General features: G+C 64.2%; 9 protein-coding genes. 3 read left to right on the top strand and 6 right to left on the bottom strand.

The window, feature by feature from the left end; genetic code table 11:
* Nucleotides 1-205: 205 nt before the first annotated feature.
* From J7E82_RS01660 to J7E82_RS01650, 3 genes are read right to left on the bottom strand one after another with little or no spacing between them, the layout of a single operon-like run.
* Entirely contained in the window at nucleotides 206-868 is a 663-nt protein-coding gene (locus J7E82_RS01660; RefSeq protein ID WP_214859710.1) for a TetR/AcrR family transcriptional regulator, read from the bottom strand.
* Between the two features lies 1 nt (nucleotide 869).
* Nucleotides 870-3374 (bottom strand): PEP/pyruvate-binding domain-containing protein, encoded by a 2505-nt coding sequence (locus tag J7E82_RS01655; RefSeq protein WP_251041309.1) that lies wholly within the window; start codon nucleotides 3372-3374, stop codon nucleotides 870-872.
* Nucleotides 3367-4923 carry an MFS transporter gene (locus tag J7E82_RS01650; RefSeq protein WP_214859708.1) on the bottom strand — a complete coding sequence of 519 codons (1557 nt, stop codon included), beginning with the start codon at nucleotides 4921-4923 and terminating at the stop codon, nucleotides 3367-3369. The genes J7E82_RS01655 and J7E82_RS01650 overlap by 8 nt, the downstream gene beginning before the upstream one ends.
* A gap of 197 nt (nucleotides 4924-5120) precedes the next feature.
* Between J7E82_RS01650 and J7E82_RS01645 the strand changes: the two genes are divergently transcribed.
* From J7E82_RS01645 to J7E82_RS01635, 3 genes are all read left to right on the top strand, one after another.
* Entirely contained in the window at nucleotides 5121-5597 is a 477-nt protein-coding gene (locus J7E82_RS01645; RefSeq protein WP_214859706.1) for an SRPBCC family protein, read from the top strand.
* 266 nt (nucleotides 5598-5863) lie between these two features.
* The gene (locus J7E82_RS01640) at nucleotides 5864-7225 is read left to right on the top strand and encodes an MFS transporter (protein ID WP_214859704.1); all 1362 of its coding nucleotides are present in this window, start codon (nucleotides 5864-5866) and stop codon (nucleotides 7223-7225) included.
* On the top strand, nucleotides 7222-7446 hold the full coding sequence (locus J7E82_RS01635) for a hypothetical protein (protein WP_214859702.1): 225 nt from the start codon (nucleotides 7222-7224) through the stop codon (nucleotides 7444-7446). Before J7E82_RS01640 ends, J7E82_RS01635 begins: the two co-directional genes overlap by 4 nt.
* Nucleotides 7447-7558: 112 nt before the next feature.
* Here J7E82_RS01635 and J7E82_RS01630 read toward each other — a convergent pair whose 3' ends face one another.
* From J7E82_RS01630 to J7E82_RS01620, 3 genes are read right to left on the bottom strand one after another with little or no spacing between them, the layout of a single operon-like run.
* On the bottom strand, nucleotides 7559-8599 hold the full coding sequence (locus tag J7E82_RS01630) for a cysteine synthase family protein (RefSeq protein ID WP_308113536.1): 1041 nt from the start codon (nucleotides 8597-8599) through the stop codon (nucleotides 7559-7561).
* 5 nt (nucleotides 8600-8604) lie between these two features.
* On the bottom strand, nucleotides 8605-10422 hold the full coding sequence (locus J7E82_RS01625; protein ID WP_214859698.1) for an aromatic amino acid ammonia-lyase: 1818 nt from the start codon (nucleotides 10420-10422) through the stop codon (nucleotides 8605-8607).
* A gap of 2 nt (nucleotides 10423-10424) precedes the next feature.
* Nucleotides 10425-11720, bottom strand: a complete 1296-nt coding sequence (locus tag J7E82_RS01620) for an NtaA/DmoA family FMN-dependent monooxygenase (protein WP_214859696.1) — start codon at nucleotides 11718-11720, stop codon at nucleotides 10425-10427.
* Nucleotides 11721-11752: the final 32 nt, after the last annotated feature.

Here is an 11752-nt window from a genome sequence, read left to right as displayed (position 1 = left end):
TTTCTCCCGGTCTGATGCACCGCTCCGACACGCCGGGAGGCTTGGAGAACCGACATCCCGGCACACACCAAGTCCACAAACTCGGTGCGTGCGCTCAGTGGATAAGACTTGACCATAGAACACTCCATCAATTCAGAGCGTTGCTACGACCATATGACTCCACCCCCGTTTTGACGACAACAACTGCGAGTCAGTTGGGCAAGCGTCAGCGGGCTCCGCTGGGCGTTATACCAGGCGGGCTGGCTCCCAGCAGCGGCAGCATCACCTCGTCTACGATCTGGACGAGGTAATCGTCGTCGATTGGCCCGGCAGAGAAAATGAACCGCTGCCGCAACAAGGCGGGTCCGGCCTCAACTCGGCAATCAGTGGCAAGGGCAGGATCGCATTCTCCCCGCACCGCTGCCTGGTTGATGATGGTGCGCATGACCTTGCCGACATTGCCGCGGGTGTAGTCCCGGATCTCCGAGGCCACGGCCGGGTTTTGGAGAGCCTCGCCCAGCAACCCCCGCATGGCTTCCCCTACGGTACCCTCCAACTGCCGCGCCACATCGCGCAGGACAGCCAGGGCATCGCCACGAAGGCTTCCGGTGTCAGGCACAGTCGCCGGGTTCGGCATCGCGTCGTAGGCCGCCTCGAGGACCAGGGCCGCGCGGCCTGGCCAACGCCTATATAGAGATGCCTTGCTGGCCCGGGCCCGCTCGGCTATGCCGTCCATGGTCAGAGCGGCATAGCCCGATTCGGCGATCTCTGCCCGGACCGCCTCGAAGATTGCCGCGTTCAGGGCCGCTCCGCGGCGCCGCGGCAGTTTACGATGGTCCGCCTGGTCCGGCTGGTCCGGCTGTTCCAGCTGCTCCGGCTGTTCCGGCATTTTAGGACCCCTCCAAAGCCGCGGGCCGGACCACTCCGGCATCCCCATCCACCAGCACTTTCTGAGCATCAAAGAGGGTGCTGGTGCCCGTACCTGTCCCCATCACAGCCGGAATGCCATACTCGCGGGCCACGATCGCCGCATGCGAGCCAAGTCCACCGGTGTCAACGACGACGGCGGCGGCCCGTTGGAAGAGCGGCGTCCACGAGGGGTTGGTGTAGGGGCAGACGAGGATTTCCCCACTTTGCAGCCGTCCGAATTCGGCGGGTTCACGGATAACCCGTACAGGCCCTTCGGCGAGGCCCCGGCTTGCCGACATTCCCGAGACAAGAGCTCCGGGCACCTTGCGATCATGGAAGAGCAGGGACGTGTCCAGCAGCGGGATTCCCTCCAACTCGCGCCGTTTTTCAGCCCGAGCCAGCACAAGGCGCCGGAAACGTTCCCGGACGGAAGCCGGCAGCGCGCCGTCGTCGTTATCCCGAATGGACGCAAGCTCTTCGAAGCGCAGATGGTAGATGTCCTGGGCGACATCGACGACGCCGGCGCGGACGAGGCGTTCGCCCAGCTCACGGTAGGCGCGGCGCAGCGGCGGAATGACCTTGGTGGCGTAGAAGTGGCTGTCCTCGCGAAACGCCATTCCCTTCCGCGCTGCATCGACGGCGTCAAGCACGCGCCGTCGAACCGTCGGGTAGCGCAGCGCGGCGTGCCGTCCAAGCTCCTCCAGCGCTGCACCGGTCTGGTCCGGCGACTGGCGTCGTTCTCCCATCAAGCTCTTCACCAGCCCCAGCACTACTCCAGGGGCGTCGGACCAGGTGGGGGCGCTGCTCAGGACCACGCTCACAGTTTCACGGTGACCATACTCCCGCAGAAACGACTCGAAGGCCTGGCGGAAGGGGACGTCGGCGGGCTGCCTTTCCACGAGTTCGGCCAGCCGGCCGGCGTCGGCTTCGACGAAGGCGCGCGCCAACTCCGGATCGGCTGAGGCAACGTCAGCCAATCGTTCCAGTGCCCTGTTCGCCTGGCTTGTCCGGGTCTCCGCGCCGGCGATCAGGGCCGATGCCAGCCTCAACCTGCCGAGCAGCAGAAGCATGGCGCGCAGCTTCAGCATTGGCAGGAACGCGCCCGGCAGGTAGGAGATGCGCAAGTCCGTGATTCCCCGCATAGTGGCGAAGCAATCCTCCGCCATGCCCACGATTTCCGCCCAGCGCAGCCCGCCCGGGTCCCTGGCGTTCAGCCGCTCCACGCGGTCCAGGAATTCGGAAAACCGGGGATCCTCCATCCATTCGGTGGGCTTGAATTGCCTCGCACGGCGGGTCAGGGAAACCGGAGCGGCCAATGTTCTGATGGTGGGATGCGGTACAGGCGGCACCAACTGCACCACCACGCCGTCTTCCTCGGGCAGCAGCTTCTCGACCCTCGGGAAGACGACGCCCACGCTCCCGGCCATCCCGTCCAACATGGCCAGGATGCCCCGGCTCATCCAGCCCGAAACATCCAGCGGATAGGGCCGCTCCTGGAACATCTCCACGAAGAACGGTCCAAGCCTTTTCTGGAATGGATTGAGCGTTGGCGGCTGGGGCGGCAGCGCCGTCAAGGGCCGTGACTGCAGCACGTACACGCGGTCGTCGACGGCGGCCCACTCCATATCCTGCGGCCGGCCGAAATGCTCCTGTGCACGCTGCGCCAGGGCAGCCAACTGCGTCAGTTGTTCCGGCGCGAGCCCCGGCCCCGGAGCGGCACTGCCGGCCTGTTCAAGCGTGCCTCCGCCGGCGGCCGCACTGATGACAACTTCACGGCGCCCAGGCGTGAAGCTGAGGGGCTTCCCGGAACGGTCCAGGACATATTGCTCGGGCGTCACTTGCCCTGAAACCACCGCCTCGCCAAGCCCTGGGCTGGCCTCAACCACAATTTCACCGCGTTCGCCCGTGACGGGATTGGCCGTGAACATGACACCGGCCATTTCGGCCGGCACCATCTTCTGCACGACGACGGCGATGGCCACCTCGCGGGGATCGATCCCTTGCCTCTGGCGATAGGCAATGGCGCGGTCCGTCCAGAGCGAACCCCAGCAGTCGACGACGGCGTGGAGCACGGCATCCTCGCCCTGGACGTTCAGGTAGGTGTCCTGCTGGCCGGCGAATGCTGCCCTCGGCAGGTCTTCCGCCGTCGCGCTGGACCGCACGGCCACGGCCCCACCGCCCAAGCCTGCATAGGCCTTGCCAACCTCCCGCCGGACGTCGTCGGGCATTTCTGTAGCGGCGAACAAGGAGCGGATCTCAGCGCCGTCGGGTCCGTCCTGCGTGCCAGCGCGCAGCAGGTCCTGCAGGGCCGCCCCCAGCCCGGTTTCGGCCAGGAGGGCGCGGTAGGCATACGTCGTCACGATGAAACCTGCCGGCACAGGAAAGCCCTTGCGCCTGAGCTCGCCAAGGGCCGAGCCTTTTCCTCCGGCGACGGCGATATCGGCCGAGCCGAAATCGTCCAGGGGTGCGGTGATCCTGTCAGTCATCGGAGGCTCCTTCTTTCGGCGGGGATGTTGGGTGAGAATGCCGTGATGCGTCTGCATGGGAGGTAGTTCGCAATTCACGCTTAGGAAGGAAGAGCGTCAGCACGAACGCGGCTACCAGAATCACGGCGGCGTAACCGAACACAGGTGGAAGCGCGTGTCCGAACGCCTCGGCCACTGCCGCCCGGTCCGTGGGAGGCAGTTGCTCCAGCGTCTTGGGGGTCAGCGACTTGATTCGGTCTCCAAGCTCCGAGGCCAGGGGCGCGGGCACGGATGCGGCGAAACGAACAGTGATGAGTGACCCCAGCACGGCCACGCCTACAGAGGCTCCCACCTGGCGCAGGAACGTAACAGTGGACGTGGCCGCGCCCAGATCACGTCGCTCCACGGAATTCTGCACCACCAGCACCATTACTTGCATTACCAACCCGATGCCCAGGCCAAGCAACAGCATGGCCACGAGCACCAGCCACGGACTGCTGTGCGAATCCATGGTGCTGAACAGCCAGATTCCCGGAACAGCCAGCATCGTCCCGGCCACCGGATACATCTTGTAGCGCCCTGTCAGCGTGATCAAAAGGCCGGATGCCGCGGTCGTGAGCAGGATCCCGGCCATGAGGACGATCAGCATGCCGCCGGAAGCAGTAGCGGACATACCCATACCCACCTGCAGGAAAACGGGAAGGTAGCTCAGGGTGGCGAACATTGCGAAGCCGATCAGGAAACTCACCGCTGTTGGAATTGTGAAAGCGGCGTCACGGAACAAGGACAATGGGATGATCGGATCCGCATTTCGACGTGAGATTAACAGCCATCCGGCCACCGCCACGACGGTCACCGCCACCAGAACAGGTACCAGCCAGCCCGGTCCCGAGTAACTGCCGCCGCTGCACAGCAGGATCAGGGAAACGATCGCGAGGCTCAGCAGGGCTGCCCCGCCGTAGTCGACGCGTCTCCCCTGGGGATGGGCCGGAAGCCGGAGTGTGAGGGTCACGACGACGAGGGCCGCAAGACCCAGCGGCAGGTACGAGTAGAAGATCCATCGCCAGGAAAAGTAGTCCACCACCGCTCCGCCGGCTAGCGGTCCGACCACCGCCGCCACAATGAAAGCCGCACCGATAATGCCAAGGAACCTCCCCCGGTCACGAGGGCTGACCAGTTCGCCAATAACCGCCTGTGCGCCAATCATGAGGCCTCCCCCGCCGATACCTTGAACCGCACGGTAGGAGATGAGTTCGGGAACAGACTGGGCCAGGGAACACAGGGCGGCCCCGACGCTGAACACGATCAGCGAAGCCTGGAGGACGCGCTTGCGGCCGAAGGCGTCTCCAAGCTTTCCCGTAAGCGGCATCGCGGCCGTGGCCGCAACGAGGTAGCCGGTAATGATGGCCGACATCCGGTCAAGGCCGTTTAGGTCCCCGGCCACCGTGGGCAGGGCCGAAGCCATGACAGTCTGGTCCAGCGCTCCGAGGAACATCACCAGCAGGATTCCGGGCAGTGCGACACGGATAGCAGAAGGGACCCGCGGATTGTGGTGTTGGGCATTGTCCATGATCGAGGCCTCGACGTTTAGAGAACGATCCGTTCTCTAAACGTACGCCTGGTTGGCGGTTCCGGCAACCGTCAGCCGGGGCTGGACATCGATAATCAGCAGGCTTACTGTGCAAGTGTGGTTGGCCAGCACTTCACTCACGGCCCCCACCGCCACCTCAGCGACCACTACATTGCAAGTTTCGCCAAGGAGGAAAAATGGAAAAGGTTGAAGAGACCATTGATGTCGCTGTCCCTGTCCACACGGCCTACAACCAGTGGACCCAGTTCGAAGAGTTTCCGAATTTCATGTCGGGAGTTGAATCCGTTACCCAGCTCACTGACACTACCAACCACTGGGTTACCAAGGTTGGTGGCGTGCAGCGAGAATTCGATACGGAAATCGTTGACCAGGAGCCTGACGATAGGATTGCCTGGCGCAGTACCGACGGCAAGTCGCACGCCGGCATCATCAGGTTCACGCCCCTGGATCCCAATCACACCAAAGTCAAGGTCCATTTCGAATGGGCTCCCGAAACTTTAGTGGAGAAGGCCGGAGCAGCGCTCAGCCTCGACGACGTACAAGTCAAGGCAGACCTGAAGAAGTTCAAGGAGTTCATCGAATCACGCGGAAGCGAAACGGGAGCCTGGCGGGGTGAAGTGGACGACCGCGGTCCCACAGGCACGCAGCTCTAGCTCAGCCGAACCATCAATCAAGCGCCCCCCGTTCACACAGGGGGCGCTTGCCGTGCACCCGCAGACGGGGCTGATTCCTCCTGCAAGCTCCGCACCACTCCCTGTTTCCGACTTGTAAAAGTTTCCGGAACCCCTTGACGAAGTGGTCCAGTTCACACTAAATTGTTCAACAACTTGAGATTGTTCAACAACTTCGAATGCGGAGTCGGAACATCATCACCCGCCACCCGAAGTCCCACGTGGCATCGCATCTTCTGGAGGACAAAATGGCCACCCAATTAGCATTGGCCCGCGAGACGCCGACAACGGCTGTCGGACGTAAGGACATGTTCAAGGCATTCGCAGCAAGCCTTACGGGCACCGCGCTCGAGTTCTACGATTTCGCCGTTTATTCAGCGGCAGCCGCGATCGTCTTTCCGATCATCTTCTTCCCCGCCCAGGACCCCATGACGGGCACCCTGCTTGCCTTCTCCACCTACGCTGTGGGCTACATCTCCCGGCCCGTCGGCGGAATCATCTTCGGCCGTCTCGGAGACGAGATCGGCCGGAAGAAGGTCCTCGTCATCACACTGATGCTGATCGGCGTCGCGACCTTCCTTATCGGCCTCCTGCCAACATATGGCAGCATCGGCATCATCGCTCCCATTGTCCTGGTCCTCCTTCGCTTCGCTCAGGGCGTCGGCGTAGGCGGCGAGTGGGGCGGCGCCGTCCTGCTTTCCAGCGAGTTCGGCGACCCGAACCGCCGCGGATTCTGGGCCTCCGCCGCTCAGATCGGCCCGCCCGCCGGCAACCTCATGGCCAATGGCGCGCTGGCAGTCCTGACCCTCTCGCTCTCCGAACAGGCGTTCCTGGATTACGGCTGGAGGATCGCCTTCCTCATCTCAGCCCTCCTCGTTGCCTTCGGGCTTTGGATCCGGCTCAAGCTGGAAGACACCCCAGTTTTCAAGGCTCTTGAGGCCCGCGGTGAAAAGCCCAACGCACCCATCAGGGAAGTCCTGCTCACCCAGCGTCGTCCACTGGCCGCAGCCATCCTCAGCCGCATCGGACCGGACGTCCTGTACGCCCTGTGCACGGTCTTCACACTCACATATGGCATCCAGAAACTCGGCTTCGACCGCGGACAGGTCCTCACGGCCGTGATGATCGGTTCAGCCCTTCAGCTCTTCTCGATGCCCCTGGCCGGAGCCGTCTCGGACCGCATCAATCGCAGGCTTGTCTACGGGGTCGCCGCCATTGGCGCCTCGGTTTGGGCCTACGTGTTCTTCATCGTCCTCGAGGGCAAATCCCCGGTGGTGCTCATCATCGGTACGGTCATGGGCCTGCTCTTCCACTCCTTTATGTACGGTCCCCAGGCGGCCTTCGTCGTTGAGCAGTTCACTCCGCGTCTGCGGTCCACGGGCAGCTCCCTGGCCTACACCTTTGCCGGAATCATCGGTGGCGCGCTGGCACCCTTTATGTTCACCCTCCTGATGGGCGCCTTCAACAGCTGGCTCCCAGTGGCCGCCTACCTGAGCGCCGCATGCCTGCTCACGCTGGTTGGCCTCGCCCTCGGCCGGAACTCCAATGTGGCCGAAGACGAAGAGTATCTCCAGGCAACGGCTGCAACCGAGGAAGCTGCGGTCCGATGAAAAAGCGAAATCCGACGGCATGGAAGACGACGTCGGCCGGATCCGTGAAGCTGGAGGGCCGCCTGCAGCAGAGGACCGGAACCCACTGCGAATTGTCCGGTCTCTGGGAGAACGTCGCCGGAACCCGGATGCGAATCCTCGAAGGCCAGCTCCTGCCGGCCTATTCGGGCCACGCCTGCCACTGGACCTATGTAGGGTTTATGGATCCCGCCAATAGCTGATCTCCAGAAGAATGAACCACCCGCATTGAATCACCAGCAAGGCCGGAGCCGGGGAACCTAGAGTTCCCGGCTCCGGCCTTGCCGCATGTGCTTTCACGTGTCCGGCCCAGCCTCATTCCTCCTCGCCCGCGATCCTGATCCTGTTCCTGGCGAGCCATGCCGGATTGAAGGCTTTGCTGAGGTAGTTCGTGCCGGCGTCGGGCGCTATCGCCACCACCACTGAACCATGCGGCGCCGCCAGCGCCACCCTGATGGCTGCGGCCACTGCCAGTCCCGACGACGGTCCCAGCGCCAAGCCTTCCTCGTTCAGCAGCCGATGAACGGAGGTGTACGCCTCATCGTTGGGAATTCGCAGGAAGCGATCCACGACGCTGCGGTCGAAGATCCTGGGCCAATACTCTTCGGGCCAGTTGTTGCCCACGCCGTCCACCAGGATCTCGCCGGGATGCCCGCCGCTGTAGACGGATCCGGAAGGATCTGCGCCCACAACTTCCAGATGCCCTCCCGGACGTTCCCTGGCCACTTGCTCCTTGAGGTACCTGCCGTTGCCGCTAATGGTGCCGCCGGTACCGATGCCGGCCACAAAATGGGTCACCCGCCCGTTCGTCTGGCGCCAGATTTCCGGCCCTGTGCCTTCATAGTGTGCGGCGGGGTTGGCAGGGTTATCGAACTGCATTGGACGCCAGGCGCCTGGGATGTCCGCCGTGATCCTTGCCGCGACCGCCCGCGCGTTTTCAGGAGATTCCGACGGCGCGTTCCAGTCCGTGAGGATTACCCGGGCTCCGTAGTTATGCAGCACGGCGAGCTTCTCTTCGGAAATGGTGTCGGCCGTGATCACCACGACCGGATGGCCGGTCAGCGTTCCTATCAAGGCCAGGCCGATCCCGGTGTTCCCGGACGTGCTCTCCACGATGGTCGCGCCGGGTTTGAGGTCGCCCGAGCGTTCGGCGGCCCGCACCATGCTCAGCGCCGTCCGGTCCTTGATGGAGCCACCCGGATTCTCCGATTCCAGCTTGATATGGATACTGCTGCCCAACCCGCGGCTGAGATGCTCAAGCAGTACCAGCGGAGTGTTTCCCACCTTCTCCAGCACGGAATTGTCCAGGGGAATGGCAGGCGACGACGACCGGTGGGCGCCGTGCTTGGGGGCCACCGTAGTCACTGAGTTTCCTCCCCTTCTTCCAAATCCAAGGTGTCCAGCAGCACCCGCAATTCCCCGCGGGCGCGCTGAACCAGGGCAGCAGCGGGAAGGCGCTGGGCCAGGACGTCCGCCAAATGTCCGACGACGGCCCCGGTCCCCTTGCCGAGGGGTCGCCGGTCGCCGGCGACAGTTTCCCGGGCCCCCGTGGCAGCGGGTTGATCCCCTGCAGGCGTCTCCCTTGCGGGGGTGGCGGCGGCAGTATCCCTGGCTGTGGCGTCCCCGGTTTCAAGGACCAGGTACGCCGCGGTCAGCGCCTCGATGGTGAGCAGCTTCTCGGCGGCCGCTACCGAGCGTTCCAGTTGCTGGAGGGCAAGCGGCGCCATCGTGGAGTGGTCCTCGACGTCGGCCGAGAGGGTGGGCGCGCCGAGCGTCGCCGGGGCGGCGAGCGCCTTCAGTTCCGCGAGCAGCCCCGCCGCGGAGTACCAAAGCAGCCCTGGCAGATCCTCCACTGCCAGCCCCGGGCTAGCCTCTCCGCGAGGCCCCGGCTGTATGTCGGTGCCAGCCTGCCCCTGCGGCCTCGGCTGCGTCTCCAGTCCCGGTTGCCGCGCGGCTTCAAGGTTGCGCTGGCGGATGGTCCGCTGGGGCGGGTAGAGCTTCGCGATTCGCCGCTCACTGGCAATGCCCACATGGGCCAGGGCGATCCGTGTGGTTTCGAACGCCAGGGCCAACTGCATCGGTTGGAAGTTGCCGCCGGACACCATGAGCGCGGATTCAACGTCGCAGAGCGGGTTGTCCCCCCGGCCGTTGAGTTCCACCTCCAAGGCGGCCTCCAAGGCTGAAAGCTGCTCCCGGAACGCGCCATGGGTCTGCGGCGCGGCGCGGAAGGACAGCGGGTCCTGGGTGGAGACCTCGGAGCGGGCGTCTTCAAGCCACCCACCGCGAAGCAACCATCGGACCGTTGCGGCGGAACGCCTCTGCCCGTCGATGGCCTTCGCCGCCTGGATCACGGGCGAGAACGGGCTCAGGTTCCCGCCGCCGTCGTACCTGGCTGTTGCCTCCAGCGACAGCGCGAGTGCGACGTCGGCGAGTTCGGCGAGGCGGAGCAGTCGTCCCAGCACGAGAGCTCCTGAACCGATGGAGTAGGAGTTGGCGCTGATCATCGCCAAGGCTTCGCCGGCGTCCAGGTGCAGCGGTTCCAGTCCGGCATCGGCGAGCGCCTGCGCTCCGGGAACCAGCACGTCCCCGCGCAGCACATAACCCTCACCAATAGCGACGGCCGCGACGGCGGCAAGCTGGGTGAGGTCTGAGGACCCCACCGAGCCCTCGCGCGGAACAGCGGGGCAGACGCCGCGGTTCAGCAGTTCCTGGTAGAGCCGGGCCGTCTGCGTTCGAACGCCGGAGCCGCCGCGGCTGAAGCCGATGAGCCTGGCCAGGATTAACGCCCGAACCTCGGTGGGGCTGAGGTACTCCCCCACGCCGCTGTCGTGATAGCGGACAACCTGGATCTGGTGCGTCAGGATCGACTCGTCCTCCACAACCGTGTCACGCCCGGAACCGAGGAGCGTATTGAGGCCGTAGATCTTCCGGCCGGACACGATGGCCTGATCCACAACATCCCGCGAGAGTCCAATCAGCTCGATCGCCTCGGCGCTGAGCTCAATCCTCACAGCGGGATTGAAGGCGGCCTCGGCTACGTGGCGGGCATGGATGTGGGAGTTGTCGATCAGGAAGACCCCCGATAGATGGGCATGATCCCGGCGTCCCCGGAATGAGTACCCTGCGTGTATTGAGTGTGAGTGTGCTGGGTGTGCGTGTGCGATGTCTGTGTGTGTCATGGCTAGAAGCCCAGGAGGTTTTGGCGGAAGCCGCCGTCGCCGTAACTGCTCCTCAACAAGGCACGACGACGGAGCACAGGGGTGAGGCGATCCAGGACACCGTGGACGGTCACGGGATCCACGAACCCGGAGAAAAGGAATCCGTCCCCTCCCACTTTCGCTCCTATGTCCTCAAGATAGTCGGCGATCTCTTCAACAGTTCCGATGATGCTGTCACCGGCGCCGCCGCTGCGGGCCTGCAGGATCTGGCGAAGCGTGGAGCCGGGCGGGGCGGCCTTGGTGAAATGCTCGAGTGTCCCTCGGTTGGAGTTGGTTGTGAGTTCCGGCAGGGGTGCGTCGAGGTCGAACTGCTTGAAGTCGATCACGGACAGGTAGGACATGGAATTCAGTTGGGCGTCGATGTCCCGCTGGCTCAGTTCCTTGCGCTGCGCCCGCAGATCCTCCGCCTCGGCCTTGGAACCCGCAATGGTGGGCTTGAAGACAAACAGTACCTTGACGGCGTCGGGGTCCCTGCCAGCCTTCACGGCTTCGTTCCGAATGGAATCGCGGTAAGCCTTCATGCCTTCGGCGCCTCTCGCCAGGGCGATGGCGACGTCGGCGTGGCCACCCGCGAAGGCCTTTCCGCGAGGGGAGGCACCTGCCTGGACCAGCACGGGCTCCTCCGGCAGGGGCGCCGTGTTGAGGGGTCCGCGCACCTTGAAGAACTCGCCCTCATGATGGATGGCATGCACCTTGGCGTGATCAGCGAACACGCCCGCGTCGACGTCCTCCACCACCGCGTCCGGTTCCCAGCTGCGCCAGAGCCGACGGACGACGTCGACGAATTCCTCAGCCTTTTCATAGCGCAGGTCGTGCTCGATCTGCTGGTCCAGTCCATAGTTCTGTGCGGCAAGGTCACTTCCGGACGTCACGACGTTCCAGCCGAGCTGGCCGTTGGAGAAATGCTGCAGGGTGGCCAGCAGCCGGGCCGCGGTGAAAGGCGGGTAGAACGATGCACTCACCGTGGGCACGATTCCGAGGTGCTCAGTCACAGAGAGCAGGTATGGCACCAGTGCCAGTGGATCATGCTTCGGGGCGAACGAGGCGTGGGCCAAGGACACCTGCGCCGTGCCGCCATAAGTGTCCGGGACGGTGAGGGAGTCTTCGATGATGAACAGGTCCAGGCCGCATTGTTCAAAAGCGCGTACGGCATCCTGGTAAAGCGCTGGCTTCTTCCAGTCGTAGCCCAGGCCGTAGCCGGGGGTTCCCCAGCCCTGGACGCCGAACCCGTGCCCCACGAACCAACCGAAGTGCAGCATGGGCCTGATTATCCTCCGGTTGGGGCCTTTCG

Origin of the sequence: Arthrobacter sp. ISL-30 (genome assembly GCF_018613855.1) — a bacterium.
Taxonomy (GTDB): Bacteria; Actinomycetota; Actinomycetes; order Actinomycetales; family Micrococcaceae; genus Arthrobacter.
The sequence above is the reverse complement of the archived record's forward strand: the minus strand, read 5'-3'. Positions and strand labels throughout refer to the sequence as shown.

Excerpts from the sequence above, each read along its gene's own strand:
- J7E82_RS01620 (WP_214859696.1), bottom strand. The coding sequence starts at position 11,720 with ATGCTGCACTTCGGTTGGTTCGTGGGGCACGGGTTCGGCGTCCAGGGC.
- J7E82_RS01645 (WP_214859706.1), top strand. The coding sequence starts at position 5,121 with ATGGAAAAGGTTGAAGAGACCATTGATGTCGCTGTCCCTGTCCACACG.
- J7E82_RS01650 (WP_214859708.1), bottom strand. The coding sequence starts at position 4,923 with ATGGACAATGCCCAACACCACAATCCGCGGGTCCCTTCTGCTATCCGT.
- J7E82_RS01660 (WP_214859710.1), bottom strand. The coding sequence starts at position 868 with ATGCCGGAACAGCCGGAGCAGCTGGAACAGCCGGACCAGCCGGACCAG.
- J7E82_RS01625 (WP_214859698.1), bottom strand. The coding sequence starts at position 10,422 with ATGACACACACAGACATCGCACACGCACACCCAGCACACTCACACTCA.
- J7E82_RS01655 (WP_251041309.1), bottom strand. The coding sequence starts at position 3,374 with ATGACTGACAGGATCACCGCACCCCTGGACGATTTCGGCTCGGCCGAT.
- J7E82_RS01635 (WP_214859702.1), top strand. The coding sequence starts at position 7,222 with ATGAAAAAGCGAAATCCGACGGCATGGAAGACGACGTCGGCCGGATCC.
- J7E82_RS01640 (WP_214859704.1), top strand. The coding sequence starts at position 5,864 with ATGGCCACCCAATTAGCATTGGCCCGCGAGACGCCGACAACGGCTGTC.